This window comes from Streptomyces sp. NPDC050534 (assembly GCF_044457745.1).
In the GTDB taxonomy this organism is placed as follows: Bacteria; Actinomycetota; Actinomycetes; order Streptomycetales; family Streptomycetaceae; genus Streptomyces.
The window spans coordinates 569181-585515 of the sequence record NZ_JBITHF010000002.1; the positions used below are offsets into that span (position 1 = coordinate 569181).

Genomic DNA, 16335 nt, shown 5'->3' on the forward strand with positions numbered 1-16335 from the left:
CGGGCCGGACGGGAAACCCGGGACCGCCGGGCCGGGTGATGAGGCCGGATGGCCCACCCCCTGGGGGACTCCGCTTCCGGATAGTGAGTTCAGGCCACCGGCACGCACCGCGCGCTCGGAGGGCCTGCGGCCCCGGCTCCAGACCCGGGGCCGCACCACTGCGAACGAAGGGACGGGCGGCAATGCTCCAGCCGTCGAGGAAGCAGCATGAGGTACGGGACACGGCCGGGTCCGTGTCCGGCCGGGCGTGGCAGATGCTGGCACTGGCCACGGCGGGCTTCGCCGTCAACTTCTGGGCCTGGGCACTGCTCAGCCCGCTCGGCCCGCGGTTCAAGGACAGCCTGGGACTGTCGTCGTTCCAGCAGTCGCTGCTGGTGGCGGTGCCGGTGGTGGTCGGCTCGCTCGGACGGATACCGGTGGGCGCCCTCACCGACCGGTACGGCGGGCGGGTGATGTTCCCGCTGGTCTCGGCGGCCACCATCGTGCCGGTGCTCTACCTGGGGCTGGCCGGGCACTCCTCCCTCGCCGCGCTGCTGGTGGGAGGGTTCTTCCTCGGTGTCGGCGGTACCGCGTTCGCCGTCGGCGTGCCGTTCGTCAACGCCTGGTTCCCGCCCGAGCGGCGCGGCCTGGCCATCGGCATCTTCGGAGCCGGCATGGGCGGCACCGCGATCAGCGCGCTGACCACGGTCAAGCTGGTCAAGGCGCACGGCATGGCCGACCCGTTCCTGATCACGGCCGCGGTGCTGGCCGTCTACGCGGTGGTGGCCGCGCTGGCGCTGCGGGACGCACCCGGCCGAACGGTGCCCACCGAACCGCTGGCCCGGCGTCTCGCCGCCACCCTGAAGCTCCGGATCACCTGGCAGGCGTCGGCCCTGTACGCGGTGGCCTTCGGCGGCTACGTCGCCTTCTCCGTCTACCTGCCCACCTACCTGAAGACCGGCTACGGCCTGACGCAGGCGGACGCGGCGAACCGCATGGCGGGCTTCGTGCTGCTGGCGGTCGCGATGCGTCCGATCGGCGGCTGGCTGTCGGACCGGATCGGCCCGGTGCGGGTGCTGGCCGGCGTCCTGGCCGTGGTGGTCGCCGGGGCCGTCGTCCAGTCGTTCACGCCGTCCCTGGCGCCGGCGGGCACCATCGCGTTCCTCGCGATGGCCGCCGCGCTCGGCGCGGGCAGCGGTGCCGTGTTCGCGCTGGTCGCGCCGCTCGCCCCGGCGAACATGGTCGGCTCGGTCACCGGCGTCGTCGGTGCCGCGGGCGGCCTCGGCGGCTTCGTCCCGCCGCTGGTGATGGGTTCGCTGTACGGCGCCTACGGCTCGTACGCCGTCGGTCTGGCCCTGCTCGCGGTGGTCGCGGCCGCGGCGCTGGCCTTCACCGGCACGGGCGTGCGGCACACGCTCACCCGCCGCGTCCCCGCAGTCCACGTCCACTGATCGGGAGAGGACGAGAACGATGTGTGAGTACTGCGGCTGCCAGGCAGTGGCCTCCATCGGCCAGTTGACCAGGGAGCACGAGGCGGTCGTGGGCCTCGTCAGCCACGTCCGCGACGCCCACCGCAAGGGTGAGATCGCGCGGATGGCCGAGCTGGCCAGGGAGATCGCCGCCGTGCTCGGCCCGCACACCGAGGTCGAGGAACACGGACTGTTCCCGGCCATGGCCCCCGACTTCCCCGACAAGATCGCCGCACTGGAGGCCGAACACCGCCTCATCGAGGTCGTGTTGGCCGAGGCGGACGGACCGTTCCTGGCCGACCCCACCTGGCCGGAACGCCTGATCACGACCCTCGATCTGCTGCGTAACCACATCCTCAAGGAACAGGACGGCGTCTTCCCCGCGGCCCTGGCGGTGCTGGACACCGAGCAGTGGGAGACCGTCGAGGCGGTCCGCGCCCGGGTCGGTGCGCGCATGCCCCAGCCGTCCACGTGACCCGACTCCGCCGTGGCCGGTTCGGGCGGCGGCCCCGCCGCACCGGGGTGGCCGTTTCGGCACGTGGACGATTTCCCCGGGCGTGCCTGTGTGCTCGTGGCGCGACTGTTGACCTTTCGGGGGACGGCGGTCGTAGAGTCGTGTGCGGCCAGACTCGATCACGACTCGAACGGGCCTGCACGCCCGGAGCGGAGTGGCGCGGTGGGTACGGAAACCAGCCAGGCACGAGCGGGCATGGACGGCGACCTGGCGGACGCGCTCGTACGCAGCCGCCGCTTCTTCACCCGGGCGGAGGTCTCCGACGACCTGCGCACACTGCACCGCAAGGGCGGCCGTCAGGCCGACGAGTTCTACCGGGACCGCTGGTCGCACGACAAGGTGGTGCGCTCCACCCACGGGGTGAACTGCACGGGTTCGTGCTCGTGGAAGGTGTACGTCAAGGACGGCATCATCACCTGGGAGGCGCAGCAGACTGACTACCCCTCGGTCGGCCCGGACCGCCCCGAGTACGAGCCGCGCGGCTGCCCGCGCGGGGCCGCCTTCTCCTGGTACACCTACTCGCCGACCCGGGTCCGCTACCCGTATGTGCGCGGCGTGCTGCTGCAGATGTACCGGGAGGCCAAGGCCCGCCTCGGCGATCCGGTGGCGGCCTGGGCGGACGTCGTGTCCGACCCCGAGCGGGCCCGCCGCTACAAGCAGGCGCGCGGCAAGGGCGGCCTGGTGCGCGCGAGTTGGGACGAGGCCGCGGAGATGGTGGCCGCCGCGCACGTGCACACGATCAAGGAGTACGGTCCGGACCGGCTGGCCGGCTTCTCGCCGATCCCGGCGATGTCGATGGTCTCCCACGCGGCCGGCGCGCGGTTCTACTCGCTGCTCGGCGGGGTGATGCTCTCCTTCTACGACTGGTACGCGGACCTGCCCGTGGCCTCCCCGCAGGTGTTCGGCGACCAGACCGACGTACCGGAGTCGGGCGACTGGTGGGACGCCGGATATCTGATCATGTGGGGCTCGAACCTGCCGGTGACCCGCACCCCGGACGCGCACTGGATGGCCGAGGCCCGCTACCGCGGGCAGAAGGTCGTCGCCGTGTCGCCCGACTACGCCGACAACGTGAAGTTCGCCGACGAGTGGCTGCCCGCCCAGCCCGGCACGGACGGCGCGCTGGCGATGGCCATGGGCCACGTGATCCTGAAGGAGTTCTTCGTCGACCGGACGGCGCCGTACTTCGCCGACTACGTCAAGCGGTACACCGACCTGCCGTTCCTGGTCACCCTCGAGGAGCGCGAGGACGGCTCGCACGCGCCGGGCAAGTTCCTGACCGCCGCCGACCTGGGCGGTGAGCACGCCGCGGCGGAGCACCCGGAGTTCCGCACCGTGCTGCTGGACAGTGCCACGGGGCTGCCGGTGGTGCCGAACGGGACCCTCGGCGACCGGTACGGCGACGCCGGCGCCGGGAAGTGGAACCTGGACCTGGGCGGCGTCGACCCGCTGCTGTCGGCCGACGGCGCCGGTGAGGAACCCGTGGCCGTGGAGCTGCCACGGTTCGACACCCCGGACGCCGGCCCGGGGCGGCTGCGGCGCGGGGTGCCGGTGCGGCGGGTCGCCGGGCGTCTGGTGACGACGGTGTACGACCTGCTGCTGGCCCAGTACGGAGTGGCCCGCGAGGGACTGCCGGGCCGGTGGCCCACCGGCTACGACGACGCGGAGGAGCCGTACACGCCCGCCTGGCAGGCCGCGATCACCGGAGTGGACGCCGCGAGGGCGACCCGTATCGCGAGGGAGTTCGCCACCAACGCCGAGGAGTCCGGCGGCCGTTCAATGATCGTCATGGGGGCGGGGACGAACCACTGGTTCCACTCCGACACCATCTACCGGGCGTTCCTGACGCTGACCACGCTGACCGGCTGCCAGGGCGTCAACGGCGGCGGCTGGGCACACTACGTCGGCCAGGAGAAGGTCCGCCCGATCACCGGCTACTCGGTGATCGCAACCGCCGGGGACTGGAACCGGCCGGCCCGGCAGATGATCCAGACCGCCTACTGGTATCTGCACGGCGATCAGTTCCGATACGACCCGTTCTCCGCGGATGCGCTTGCCGCGGCAGGGGCGGGCGGCCCGTTCGCCGGCAGGGCGACGGCCGACGTGATCGCGCAGTCGGCGCGGATGGGCTGGATGCCGTCGTATCCGACCTTCGACCGCAACCCCCTCGATCTGGCCGACGAGGCCGAGGCGGCGGGACGCGCCGTCGGGGAGCACGTGGTGGAGGAACTCAAGGCGGGGCGGCTGGGATTCGCGGGCGAGGACCCCGACGCTCCCGAGAACTTCCCCCGGGTGCTGACGGTGTGGCGGGCCAACCTCCTGGGCTCCTCGGCCAAGGGCAACGAGTACTTCCTGAAGCACCTGCTCGGCACCGACGCCTCGGTGCGTGCCACCGAGGCCCCGCCCGAGGCGCGGCCGCGGGACGTGACGTGGCGGGAGGAGGCTCCCGAGGGCAAACTCGACCTGTTGCTGACGCTGGACTTCCGCATGACCAGCACCACGGTCTTCTCCGACATCGTGCTGCCGGCGGCGACCTGGTACGAGAAGCACGACCTCTCCAGCACGGACATGCACCCCTTCGTGCACGCGTTCAACCCGGCCATCGCCCCGCCGTGGCAGACCCGCACCGACTGGGACGCCTTCCACACGATCGCCCGGGAGTTCAGCCGTCAGGCCGCCGGGCACCTGGGGGTGCGCAAGGACGTGGTGGCCGCGCCGCTGCTGCACGACACTCCGGACGAGTTGGCCAATCCGCACGGCCGGGTCCGTGACTGGAAGGCGGGGGAGTGCGAGCCGGTTCCCGGCCGCACGATGCCCAAGCTGATCACGGTGGAACGCGACTACGCCGCCGTCGCCGACAAGATGGGCGCCCTCGGCCCCCTGCTGGACGACCTGGGCGCCACCACCAAGGGCGTCACGTTCCAAGTGGCCGAGGAACTGGACTACTTGCGGCACAAGAACGGCGTCGTACGGGGTGGGGCGGCCGACGGACGGCCCTCGATCGCCCGGGACGTGCACGCCTGTGAGGCCATCCTCGCGATGTCCGGCACCACGAACGGTCATCTGGCCACCCAGGGCTTCCATACCCTGGAGGCGCGCACCGGCATGCGGTTGGCGGACCTGGCCGCCGAGCACGAGGGCAAACAGATCACGTTCGCGGACACCCAGGCCGCCCCGGTGCCGGTCATCACCTCGCCCGAGTGGTCGGGTTCGGAGACCGGCGGGCGCCGCTACTCGCCGTTCACCATCAACGTCGAACGCCTCAAGCCCTGGCACACCCTCACCGGCCGCCAGCACTTCTACCTCGACCACGACTGGATGACCGCACTGGGCGAGCAACTGCCCGTCTACCGGCCACCGTTGAACATGCACGCCCTCTTCGACGAGCCGCGGATCGGCGAGACGGGCGAACTCGGCGTGACCGTGCGCTACTTGACCCCGCACAACAAGTGGTCCATCCACTCCGAGTACCAGGACAACCTGTTCATGCTCTCGCTCTCCCGCGGCGGGCCGACCATCTGGATGAGCACCGAGGACGCGGCCAAGGTCGGCGTCCGGGACAACGACTGGATCGAGGCGGTCAACCGCAACGGCGTCGTCGCCGCCCGTGCGATCGTCTCGCACCGCATGCCCGAGGGAACGGTCTACATGCACCACGCCCAGGACCGCCTCATCGACGTCCCCCGCACCGAGACCACCGGCCGACGGGGCGGCATCCACAACTCCCTGACCCGCCTGCTGATCAAGCCCAGCCATCTCATCGGCGGCTACGCGCAGTTGTCGTACGCCTTCAACTACCTGGGCCCGACCGGCAACCAGCGCGACGAGGTCACCGTCATCCGCCGCCGCACGAACCAGGACGTGGAGTACTGACATGCCCCGTGGCGAAGCCACTATCGGACGCATCATGGCCCAGATGGCGATGGTGATGAACCTCGACAAGTGCATCGGCTGCCACACGTGCTCCGTCACCTGCAAACAGGCGTGGACCAACCGCACCGGCGTCGAGTACGTGTGGTTCAACAACGTCGAGACCCGCCCCGGCCAGGGCTACCCCCGCCGCTACGAGGACCAGGACACCTGGCGCGGCGGCTGGGAGCTGAACAAACGCGGCCGGCTCGCGCTGAAGGCGGGCGGCCGCTTCAAGAAGCTCATCACCATCTTCTCCAACCCGGTGCTGCCCACGCTCGACGACTACTACCAGCCCTGGACCTACGACTACGAGACCCTGACCAACGCCCCCCTGCAGGAGCACACCCCAGTCGCCCGCCCCAAGTCGCTCATCACCGGCAAGGACATGAAGATCTCCTGGTCCGCGAACTGGGACGACGACCTGGGCAACTCCGCCGCGACCGGCGAGAAGGACGTCCTGCTGAACCAGGTCTCGGAGAAGATCAAGCTCGAGTTCGAGCAGACCTTCATGTTCTACCTGCCGCGCATCTGCGAGCACTGCCTCAACCCGTCCTGCGCGGCCTCGTGCCCCTCCGGCGCCATCTACAAGCGGGAGGAGGACGGCATCGTCCTGGTCGACCAGGACCGCTGCCGGGGCTGGCGCATGTGCGTCACCGGATGCCCGTACAAGAAGGTGTACTTCAACCACCGCACCGGCAAGGCGGAGAAGTGCACCTTCTGCTTCCCGCGCGTCGAGGTCGGCCTGCCCACCGTCTGCTCCGAGACCTGCGTCGGCCGCCTGCGCTACATCGGACTCGTCCTCTACGACGCCGACAAGGTCCTCGAAGCCGCCTCCACCCCCGACGAGCAGGACCTGTACGAGGCCCAGCGAGGCGTGTTCCTCGACCCGAACGACCGGGACGTCGTGCGCGAGGCGGAGCGGGCGGGCATCCCCAGGGACTGGATCGAGGCCGCCCAGCGGTCCCCGGTCCACGCCCTGATCAACACCTACAAGGTGGCCCTGCCGCTGCACCCGGAGTACCGCACCCTGCCCATGGTCTGGTACATCCCGCCGCTGTCCCCGGTCGTCGACGCCGTCCGCGACACCGGGCAGGACGCCGAGGACCACACGAACCTCTTCGCCGCCGTCGACGCCTTGCGCATCCCCGTCGACTACCTCGCCCAGCTGTTCACCGCCGGCGACCCCGCCCCCGTCGACGGTGTCCTGCGCCGGCTCGCCGCCATGCGTGCGTACATGCGGGACATCAACCTCGGCCGTGAGCCCGACGCCGCCATCCCGGAAGCGGTCGGCATGGGCGAGGAGCAGATGTACGACATGTACCGGCTGCTCGCGCTCGCCAAGTACGACGAGCGGTACGTCATCCCGTCCGCGCACGCCGAACAGGCCCACAAGCTGGAGGAACTGGCCACCGAGTGCAGCCTGGACTACGAGGGCGGCCCCGGTATGGGCGGCTCCGGCCCCTTCGGCGAGACCTCCGGAGGCGCCGCGCCGATCGCGGTGGAGAACTACCGGGCCCTGCGCGACCGGCAGACGTCCGACACCCCCGCCACCCCCACCGGCAAGGACACCCGCGTCAACCTGCTGAACTGGGACGGCAAGGGCTCCCCGCCCGGCCTCTTCCCGCAGAAGCCGTCCGGCAGTGCCGGCGGTGACAGCGGCGGGGAGGGCGAGCCGAAGCCATGAAGAAGAAGGCCACTCGCACCATCCGCACGGAGACCTGGCAGTCCTACGCCTGGCAGGCCCAGTCCCTCCTGCTCGCTTACCCCGACGAGCAGTTCGGGCAGCGCCTGGCCCTGGCCGACCGGGTCGCCGCCACGCTGCCGGATCCGGTCGCCGAGCCTCTGCTCCGCTTCACCGGGCACGCCGCGCAGTCGGCCCCCGCCGATCTGGCCACGGCCTACGTCGCCACCTTCGACCACCGCAAGCGCTGCTGCCTCTACCTGACGTACTACGCCCACGGAGACACCCGAAAGCGCGGCCTCGCCCTGCTGAGCCTGAAGCAGACCTACGCCGCCGCCGGCTGGCGCCTGGCCGACGACGAACTGCCCGACCACCTCGCCGTCGTCCTCGAGTTCGCCGCCACCGACCCACCCACCGGGCAGCGCCTGCTGAGCGACCACCGGGCCGGCCTGGAACTGCTCCGCCTGGCGCTGACCGACGACGGCTCACCCTGGGCCCACGTCCTGGACTCCGTCTCGGCCACCCTGCCCGCCCTCGCCGGCGACGACCGCGAAGCCGTCCTGCGCCTGGCCGCCCAGGGCCCGCCCGAGGAACAGGTCGGCCTCGACCCCTACGCCTCCCCGGTGTTCCTGCCCGATCCCGTCGTAGGAGGGCTCCGATGATCGTGCCACCCCATTCCCTCACCCTGGCGGCAGAGCAGGCGGGAACCGGCGGCATCCTGCTGTGGGTCGTCCTGCCGTACGTCGCCCTGACCGTCTTCGTCCTCGGCCACGTCTGGCGCTACCGCTACGACAAGTTCGGCTGGACCACCCGCTCCTCCCAGCTCTACGAACGCCGCCTGCTGCGCATCGGCAGCCCGCTGTTCCACTTCGGCATCCTCGTCGTGCTGCTGGGCCACATCGGCGGCCTGGTCATCCCCAAGAGCTGGACCGAGGCGGTCGGCATCGGCGAGGACGCCTACCACGTCTCGGCAGTCGTCCTCGGCACCGTCGCCGGGGTCTGCACGCTGGGCGGTCTGGCGATCCTCGTCTACCGGCGGCGCACCGTCGGCCCGGTCTTCTCCGCCACCACGAGGAACGACAAGGCGATGTACGTCTCGCTCACCGCGACCATCGTCCTCGGCCTGTCCGCGACCGTCGTGGCCAATCTCGTCGGCGGCGGCTACGACTACCGCGAGACCATCTCCCCCTGGTTCCGCTCCATCTTCTACGTCCAGCCCGACCCGAACCGGATGACCGGCGCCCCGATCCTCTTCCAGCTGCACGCCATAAGCGCGATGCTGCTCTTCGCGGCCTGGCCCTTCACCCGCCTGGTGCACATGCTCACCGCACCGCTGGGCTACCTCACCCGCCCCTACATCGTCTACCGCAGCCGGGACACTCAACTCGGCACCCGCGCACCTCGCCGCGGCTGGGAACGCATCGGATGATCACGTAGAAGTGGTACGTGAAGCCGGATGTGGAGGATCTTCGCGGAGCCGCCACAACGTGGGACGGCTTGCATGGGGTTGCGCCCCAGGCACGTCGGAAATTGTGAGATGTGAGAGCGTGCAAGGTGTGAGTGAGAGTGCGACGAACACCCTGCAATACCGCTTTGACGGGCCAGAACACCTGCCCGTGCTGATCCTGGGTCCCTCATTGGGCACCACCTGGCACATGTGGGACCGCCAGGTGCCCGAGCTGACGAAGCACTGGCGCGTCTTCCGCTTCGACCTCCCGGGCCACGGGGGCGCGCCCGCGTACCCGGTCGGCTCCGTCGACGAGCTCACCTCCCGGCTGCTGGCGACCCTGGACGCGGTCGGCGTCCACCGCTTCGGCTACGCGGGCTGCGCCCTCGGCGGCGCGGTCGGCCTCGAACTGGCGCTGCGCCACCCGGAGCGGATCGCCTCGCTGGCGCTCATCGCCGCCTCGCCCCGCTTCGGCACGGCGGACGAGTTCCGCCAGCGCGGGGTGATCGTGCGCACGAACGGCCTCGACCCCATCGCCCGTACCTCTCCCGACCGCTGGTTCACCCACGGGTTCGCCGCCGCACAGCCCGCGATCACCGACTGGGCCGTGCAGATGGTGCGCACCACGGACCCCGGCTGCTACATCGCCGCCTGCGAGGCGCTGGCCACCTTCGACGTACGGTCCCAGCTCGGCGGCGCCGGGGTGCCGACCCTCGTCCTGGTCGGCTCCGAGGACCGGGTCACCGGCCCCGCGGAGGCCCGCACTCTGGTGGCCGGCGTTCCCGACGCCCGCCTGGCCGTCGTCCCCGGCGCCTCCCACCTGGTGCCGGTCGAGCAGCCGGCCGCCGTCTCCGACCTGCTGGTCCGGCACTTCTCCTCCCCCTGGAAGCCCGCGTTCGACTCGGACACGGGCCAGATGGCCATCCTCGCCGCGCCGGTCAAGCCAGTGCTGGCCGCCGCCCCTCCGCAGCCCGTGCCCGTCGCCGAGATCGCGCCCCCGGTGATCGTGCCCGGTCAGCTGTCGGGGCGGCCCGACCCGTACGACACCGGGATCAAGGTGCGCCGCGAGGTGCTCGGCGACGCGCACGTCGACCGGACGCTGGCGCAGGCGGACGAGTTCTCCGGGGACTTCCAGGAGCTCGTCACCCGGTACGCGTGGGGCGAGATCTGGGACCGTCCCGGCCTCGACCGCCGTTCCCGCAGCTGTGTGACGCTCACCGCCCTGGTCGCGGGCGGCCACACGGACGAGCTCGCGCCCCACATCCGCGCCGCCCTGCGCAACGGCCTCACCCCCGGTGAGATCAAGGAAGTGCTGCTTCAGGCGGCCGTCTACTGCGGCATCCCGGCGGCCGGCAGCGCGTTCAAGGTGGCCCAGCAGGTCATAAGAGAGGAGACGACTCCCACGGAGTGACCCGCGAAGGGGCACGATGGGAGTCATGAAGCTCACGAAGAAGTCGCACAGCTGCGTCCGGCTCGAGAAGGACGGGCGCACGCTCGTCCTCGACCCCGGCGGATTCAGCGAGGAGGACGCCGCGGTCGGCGCCGATGCGATCCTCGTCACCCACGAGCACCCGGACCACTTCGACGAGCGGCGGCTGCGGGCGGCCATGGAGGCCGACCCCGCCGCCGAGATCTGGACCCTCAGGTCCGTCGCGGAACAGATCTCGGCCGCGTTCCCGGGCCGCGTGCACACCGTCGGGCACGGCGACACGTTCACCGCGGCGGGCTTCGACGTCCGGGTTCACGGCGAGCTGCACGCCGTCATCCACCCGGACATCCCGCGCATCACGAACGTCGGCTACCTCGTCGACGGCGGCAGTGTCTTCCACCCCGGCGACGCCCTCACCGTCCCCGACCACCCGGTCGAGACGCTGATGCTCCCGGTGATGGCCCCCTGGAACAAGATCTCCGAGGTCATCGACTACGTCCGCGAGGTCAAGCCGCAGCGCGCCTACGACATCCACGACGCCCTGCTCACCGACCTGGCCCGCCCGATCTACGACCGCCAGATCGGCGCGCTGGGCGGTGCGGAGCACCTGCGGCTGGCCCCGGGAGCGTCGGCCGACCTGTGACGGACCCGGGCGGGACCGCGTTGTCGGACCCGCCCGGTAGGTTGTCAGGCATGCGCATCGCGACCTGGAACGTGAACTCGATCACCGCCCGCCTGCCACGGCTCCTGGCCTGGCTGGAGAGCAGCAGCACGGACGTGCTCTGCCTCCAGGAGGCCAAGCTGGCCGAGGAGCAGTTCCCGTTCGACCAGCTGCGCGAAGCGGGCTACGAGGCGGCGGTGAACGCGACCGGCAGGTGGAACGGCGTGGCGGTGCTCTCCCGCGTCGGCCTGAAGGACGTCGTCAAGGGCCTTCCCGGCGACCCGGGTTACGAGGGCGGCGTCGAGCCCCGTGCGGTCTCCGCGACCTGCGGCCCGGTCCGCGTCTGGTCGGTCTACGTGCCCAACGGCCGCGAGGTGGACCACCCGCACTTCGCGTACAAGCTCCAGTGGTTCGAGGCGCTCAAGGCGGCGATCGCCGGCGACGCGGGCGGCAGCCGCCCGTTCGCGGTGCTGGGCGACTACAACGTGGCGCCGACGGACGAGGACGTCTACGACCGGGCCGCCTTCGAGGGCTCCACCCACGTCACCCCGGCCGAGCGCGCCGCCCTGACGTCCCTGCGCGAGACCGGCCTGACGGACGTCGTCCCGCGCCCCCTCAAGTACGACCACCCGTACACGTACTGGGACTACCGCCAGCTCTGCTTCCCCAAGAACCGCGGCATGCGCATCGACCTGGTCTACGGCAACGAGCCGTTCGCCAAGGCGGTCACCGACGCCTACGTGGACCGCGAGGAGCGCAAGGGCAAGGGCGCCTCGGACCACGCGCCGGTCGTCGTGGACCTGGACGTCTAGGTCTCCCGGGCGTTCACGGCACCAGGGCCCGCAGATCCACCGACCCGGCCAGCGCGGCGAGCCCCGCGTCGCCCGGATGCAGATGGTCCCCGCTGTCGTAGGCGGGCAGCATCCGGGCCGGCCGCGCGGGGTCGCGCACCACGCGGTCGAAGTCGAGCACGGCGTCGAACGCCCCGGCGTCCCGGATCCAGGCGTTCACCGCGGAGCGCCGGGCATCGGCGGCGGCCGTGCACAGCGTCTCGCCCTCGCAGGGCAGGATCGTGGCGGCCAGCATCCGCAGCCCCCGCGCATGCCCGCGGTCCGCGATCTCCCGCAGCCCGGCGATCACTTGCTCCGCCGTGTACTGCCACCGCACGTCGTTCACGCCCTCGAAGACGATCGCCGTACGCGCCGAGGTCTGGGCCAGGACATCCCGGTCCAGACGGTGCAGGGCGCTCACCCCGGCCGTGTCCGTGGAGACGCCGTCGCCGGGATACCGGTCGGTGGCCACACGGTTCCCGGAGATCCCCTGGTTGAGCACGCCGTAGCGGGGCACCGCGCGCTGCTCCAGCAGCCGCCCGGCCAGCACGTCGGGCCAGCGCCGGTTCGCGTCCATGGTCGACCTGTCGCCGTCGGTGATCGAGTCCCCGAGCACCACCACCGACCCCGGCCCACCGCCCACGTCCACACCGGTCAGCAGCGGCCACCGGGTCATGAGCGTGGTGTACGCCGCCGCCGAGCCCTCCGCCGCATGGTCGCCCGGCACGCTCACGTACGACCGCTGCACCGCGAGCTGGTGCACGGGCGCCGCCGTCATCGCCTCCGGCAGATGGAAACTCACCAAGAGGTTGGTCCTCGCGGGCACCGTGAAGGCGAGCGGATCGCTGAACGCCTGTGCCCCCGCCGGGATTCGGGTGCCGGCCGCCCCCGAAGGACACCGGCACCGGCACGTCCCGCGCCGTCGCCCCCTTCGCCTGCACGGCCACCGTCGCGCTCCCGATCCGCACCGGCGCCGCCGCGAAGGTGTTGTCGAACCGCAGCCGCACGCGCGGTCCGCCGACGGAGGTGTGCACCACCAGCCGCACCGTCCGGTCGGCCCACGGCCCCACGGCCGGATACCCGGAGGTCGCCGCCGCCCAACTGCCGCTCCAGCGGGCGGCCGAGGCCCGCACGGCCAGCGCGAACACATGCAGCCCGGCGGCGCGCGGCAGCCGCACCGAGGCGACCTCACGCCCCGGCGTCAGCGGCACGGTCACGACGAACAGCCGCGCCTGCGCGGCGCGTTGGCCGTCACGCGTGTTGATGTGCGGCAGCGCGACCGCCTTCGTGGCGAGCGGGCCGGTGAGCCAGTCGGGCACGGTCAGCCGGTACCCGGAACGGGCACCGTCGCGGTACGAGACCGAGCCGGTGCCGCTCACGTCGGCGGCCCCGCTCGTGCCCGCGGCCAGGAAGGCCAGCGCGTCGCCGCGCCCGCCGACGCGCACGGCCTGTCCGCCGGCCCGTACGTTGTCCGGCCGGCCCGGCTGCCGCCGCGGCCAGGCCAGCCGGGCGCCCTGCACGGTGAGCGTGCGCCCCGGCGTCCAGCCCGCGGCCGTCAGGTCCTGTGCCGACAGAGAGGCGCCGGAGCCGTCGAAGTCCGCCCCGCCGGGACGGGCGTCGTCGCTGACCGCGGTGTTGTCGTAGAGGCGGTCCAGCGGCACAGGCTCCGCCCCGCTGCGGGCGGCGGCCTGTACCGCCGTGGGCGGCGACAGGAACGCCAATGAGGCGGTGACCACCACGAAACCCCGGACACGTCGACGCACGGCCGACTCCTCCCGCTCGCCGGTGGGACGAAAGACGCAGGGTGAAGCTAGAGAGACGGCAGAGACGCGTCAACGCGCCATGCACGGACTCGGCGCGAAATCGCCCCGAAGTGACCGCCCGCGCGCCTGTGGTGCGCACGCGGGTGCGAATGACACGCTGGGTGTATGAAGATCCCTTTTCTGGGCCACCGGCAGGAGAGTCAGGGCGTCCCCGACCCGGAGGGCATCGCCGACCTTCTCTCCGAGTGCGAGCTGCTGCGTTCCCAGGCGTCCCAGGACGGCGTCCAACTGGACGACTCCGCGGCCTCGTTGGAGGCGCTGGATCAGTTGCTGCCGCGCTGGAGAGACGACGAAGAGGTGCTGCACTGGCTCGGCAACGACGCCGGCCTGTACCTGGGAACCGTCATCGTGCGCACCGTGCCCGGTGCCACCTGGGAGATCTGGCCGAGCGGCCAGCCCGTCGTACGGCTGGCCTCCGGCCGCGAGTTCGACGTCGTAGCCTCCGGGCACGAGTGGGCCGCGAGCGGGGTGCCCGAACTCTCGCAGCTGTACGGCGAGGTCGCGGAGGTGTGACCCGCTGGACCTAAGATCGACGTAAATACGGCTTATGCCCGAAAAGTGCGTGTCGTACGATCGCTCCCTCCCGGTCCGGATAGTTTGCCGAGAGGACGACACAGCTGAAAGTGAGCAGGGCTGCGTATGGCCGTCGATCCATTGATCGAACTCCATGACGTCAACACGTACTACGGGGAGCTGAATGTCCTGCAGGGCATCGACCTCGCCGTCGGCAAGGGGGAGGTGGTCGTGGTCATCGAAGGAGGACGCCGACAAGCGGTCCCGCCGGCTTCTGGGCCCCGAGGGGCGCGCCGGCGAACCGGCCCGTGACGGCATGACCGGATTCGCCGTCACGCACCGGAGGGACATCGCCCGCTCCGCTTCGAGCCGCGCCGTCACCGGCCCGCGCAGCGAGCGCGCCCGTCTCCTGTCCGAGATCCTCAAGCACTGAGCCGAAGAGCCCCACCCGCCCGGCGGCAGCCGGAGATCACTGCTTGCGCAGCGGAATCGACACGTACGACGGGTCGTCCGCCGGCGAGGAGAAGGTCAGCTGAGCGCCGGACGGGTTGTGCTCGATGTAGAGCGGGTCGACCGTGTCGACGACCAGGGCGAGCCGGTGCCCTGCCGGGACGTCGTAGGCCGTGGAGAACAGATCCAGGTCGAGACCGAACGGCTTTCCGGGCGTGAGCCCGTGGAAGGTGTACGGCGCGTTGCTGACCAGCTTGCCGAGGCCGAGCGGCCCCACGTCGTACAGGTAGGCGACGAGGGTGCCGCTCTCCTTGGTCGGGGTGACCGTGGTGTGCAACGTGGCCGTACCGCGGATCTGCTGGGCGCTGCCGTACTTCTCCGACTGCCACACGGCGGCCCACCGGCGGGGGAGCAGCGGGATCGCGGCGATCGGGGGAAGCTTGGCCACCTGGTCGAGGATGCTGGAGAGGAAGACGATCCCGCCGTCCGCCCCGGAGTCGACGTTCGTGTGGATCGTGGTGGTGCCGCCGAGGGCGATCTTCCGCTCGGTCGCGGCCACCGACTTCCAGTCCGGGTAGCCCTCGTAGCCGCCCGTGGAACGGGACTTGAGCTCCACCGGCTGCTCGCGGTCGATGCCGTTGTCCGCGCCCTTGAGGTAGTGGTCGAACCAGCGCTCGGTGTCCGTCCAGACGTCGTTGGGCACTCCGAACAGACCGGGCAGTTCGGCCGTCGCGTGGTCGCCGGGGCGGAACTCGAGGCGCTTGGGGCCGGTCAGCTTCTCGTAGAAGTCCGCGTTCTGGTTGGGCGGGAAGACCGTGTCGCCCCAGGCGTTGGCGAGCATGACCGCCGCGCCGTTCTTGTTGAGCTGGTCCACGTAGGTCCCGGGAGAACGTTTCTTCCCCCAGTCGATGAGTTCCTGTTCCCTGGCCAGGTTGGACGCGTAGAAGTCGTCGAAGACCTGGCGGGTCTCGGAGCTCTGGCGGCCGGTGACCAGGCTCGCGCCGTCCAGCAGCGCGGCCGCCTGGACGTGCTGCGTGCGGCCTGAGTAGATCGATCCGATGAGATCGGCCCAGCCGCTGAGGGATGCCACCGCCTTGACCCGTCTGTCGTGTGCGGCGGTGAGCAGACTGATGCCGGCGCCGTAGGAGACGCCCGCCATGCCGATGTGCCGTGGATCCGACGGGGTGTTGGCGAGCGCCCAGTCGATGACCTTGGACGCGTCGGCCGTGTCGGACGGCCCCGCCACGTCGATCTCGCCGCCGGACTGCCAGAATCCGCGCACGTTGTAACTGACCACGACATAGCCCAGGTTCGCGAGCTTCTGTGCCTGGGCGAGGTACTCGACCTGGGGGAAGCCCCAGCTCGTGGGGAGCACGAGCAGCGGGTGGCGCTGCGTGCCGTCGTCGCCCGCGGGTGTGACGACGTTCGCCTTCAGGACGGTGCCGCCGTCGCCGGTGATGTCGACGAAGCGGACGTCACCGGCGGCCTGTGCGGTGGGGGCGAGCCCGAGGACGCAGCCCGCGACCAGAGTCGCGGATACGGCGCCCACGGCGGTCGTGCGCAGGGCCTTGCGATGGGGTCCCACGGGTCACTCCTCACTCGTGTCAATGCAAAGTGACCAGACGGT

At 71.2% G+C, this 16335-nt stretch carries 11 protein-coding genes and 2 pseudogenes; 11 read left to right on the top strand and 2 right to left on the bottom strand.

Features of this window, described 5'->3' with window-relative positions; translation table 11 throughout:
* The first annotated feature begins 182 nt into the window (after positions 1 to 182).
* The 9 genes from ACIBN2_RS08100 (at position 183) to ACIBN2_RS08140 (ending at position 11904) form a co-directional block, all read left to right on the top strand.
* Positions 183 to 1430: an MFS transporter gene (locus ACIBN2_RS08100; RefSeq protein WP_399133383.1), complete on the top strand. Its 1248-nt coding sequence runs from the start codon at positions 183 to 185 to the stop codon at positions 1428 to 1430.
* Positions 1431 to 1449: 19 nt separating this feature from the next.
* Entirely contained in the window at positions 1450 to 1923 is a 474-nt protein-coding gene (locus ACIBN2_RS08105; protein ID WP_399133384.1) for a hemerythrin domain-containing protein, read from the top strand.
* Positions 1924 to 2157: 234 nt separating this feature from the next.
* The gene (locus tag ACIBN2_RS08110; RefSeq protein WP_399133958.1) at positions 2158 to 5835 is read left to right on the top strand and encodes a nitrate reductase subunit alpha; all 3678 of its coding nucleotides are present in this window, start codon (positions 2158 to 2160) and stop codon (positions 5833 to 5835) included.
* A gap of 1 nt (position 5836) precedes the next feature.
* The gene (narH, locus tag ACIBN2_RS08115) at positions 5837 to 7558 is read left to right on the top strand and encodes a nitrate reductase subunit beta (protein WP_399133385.1); all 1722 of its coding nucleotides are present in this window, start codon (positions 5837 to 5839) and stop codon (positions 7556 to 7558) included.
* Positions 7555 to 8217, top strand: a complete 663-nt coding sequence (narJ, locus tag ACIBN2_RS08120) for a nitrate reductase molybdenum cofactor assembly chaperone (RefSeq protein ID WP_399133386.1) — start codon at positions 7555 to 7557, stop codon at positions 8215 to 8217. Before narH ends, narJ begins: the two co-directional genes overlap by 4 nt.
* On the top strand, positions 8214 to 8984 hold the full coding sequence (narI, locus tag ACIBN2_RS08125) for a respiratory nitrate reductase subunit gamma (RefSeq protein WP_399133387.1): 771 nt from the start codon (positions 8214 to 8216) through the stop codon (positions 8982 to 8984). Before narJ ends, narI begins: the two co-directional genes overlap by 4 nt.
* Before the next feature lie 127 nt (positions 8985 to 9111).
* The gene (pcaC, locus tag ACIBN2_RS08130; protein ID WP_399133388.1) at positions 9112 to 10413 is read left to right on the top strand and encodes a 4-carboxymuconolactone decarboxylase; all 1302 of its coding nucleotides are present in this window, start codon (positions 9112 to 9114) and stop codon (positions 10411 to 10413) included.
* Between the two features lie 25 nt (positions 10414 to 10438).
* A complete protein-coding gene (locus ACIBN2_RS08135; protein ID WP_399133389.1) occupies positions 10439 to 11074 on the top strand; it encodes an MBL fold metallo-hydrolase in 636 nt (211 codons plus the stop codon).
* A gap of 50 nt (positions 11075 to 11124) precedes the next feature.
* On the top strand, positions 11125 to 11904 hold the full coding sequence (locus ACIBN2_RS08140) for an exodeoxyribonuclease III (protein ID WP_399133390.1): 780 nt from the start codon (positions 11125 to 11127) through the stop codon (positions 11902 to 11904).
* A 13-nt stretch (positions 11905 to 11917) separates the two neighbouring features.
* Here ACIBN2_RS08140 and ACIBN2_RS08145 read toward each other — a convergent pair.
* Positions 11918 to 13685, bottom strand: a pseudogene (locus ACIBN2_RS08145) (GDSL-type esterase/lipase family protein).
* 165 nt (positions 13686 to 13850) lie between these two features.
* Between ACIBN2_RS08145 and ACIBN2_RS08150 the strand changes: the two are divergent.
* Complete coding sequence (locus ACIBN2_RS08150) at positions 13851 to 14258, top strand: DUF6278 family protein (protein ID WP_399133391.1); 408 nt, start codon at positions 13851 to 13853, stop codon at positions 14256 to 14258.
* Between the two features lie 126 nt (positions 14259 to 14384).
* Positions 14385 to 14498, top strand: a pseudogene (locus ACIBN2_RS08155) (amino acid ABC transporter ATP-binding protein); the annotation flags it as partial.
* Between the two features lie 229 nt (positions 14499 to 14727).
* Here the strand turns inward: ACIBN2_RS08155 and ACIBN2_RS08160 are convergent.
* Complete coding sequence (locus ACIBN2_RS08160; protein ID WP_399133392.1) at positions 14728 to 16293, bottom strand: alpha/beta fold hydrolase; 1566 nt, start codon at positions 16291 to 16293, stop codon at positions 14728 to 14730.
* Positions 16294 to 16335: the final 42 nt, after the last annotated feature.

Bases quoted from the DNA above. Each gene is read 5' to 3' on its own strand.
- ACIBN2_RS08110 (WP_399133958.1), top strand. From the start codon at position 2,158: ATGGACGGCGACCTGGCGGACGCGCTCGTACGCAGCCGCCGCTTCTTC.
- ACIBN2_RS08140 (WP_399133390.1), top strand. From the start codon at position 11,125: ATGCGCATCGCGACCTGGAACGTGAACTCGATCACCGCCCGCCTGCCA.
- narI (WP_399133387.1), top strand. From the start codon at position 8,214: ATGATCGTGCCACCCCATTCCCTCACCCTGGCGGCAGAGCAGGCGGGA.
- ACIBN2_RS08100 (WP_399133383.1), top strand. From the start codon at position 183: ATGCTCCAGCCGTCGAGGAAGCAGCATGAGGTACGGGACACGGCCGGG.
- narJ (WP_399133386.1), top strand. From the start codon at position 7,555: ATGAAGAAGAAGGCCACTCGCACCATCCGCACGGAGACCTGGCAGTCC.
- ACIBN2_RS08150 (WP_399133391.1), top strand. From the start codon at position 13,851: ATGAAGATCCCTTTTCTGGGCCACCGGCAGGAGAGTCAGGGCGTCCCC.
- ACIBN2_RS08105 (WP_399133384.1), top strand. From the start codon at position 1,450: ATGTGTGAGTACTGCGGCTGCCAGGCAGTGGCCTCCATCGGCCAGTTG.
- narH (WP_399133385.1), top strand. From the start codon at position 5,837: ATGCCCCGTGGCGAAGCCACTATCGGACGCATCATGGCCCAGATGGCG.
- ACIBN2_RS08135 (WP_399133389.1), top strand. From the start codon at position 10,439: ATGAAGCTCACGAAGAAGTCGCACAGCTGCGTCCGGCTCGAGAAGGAC.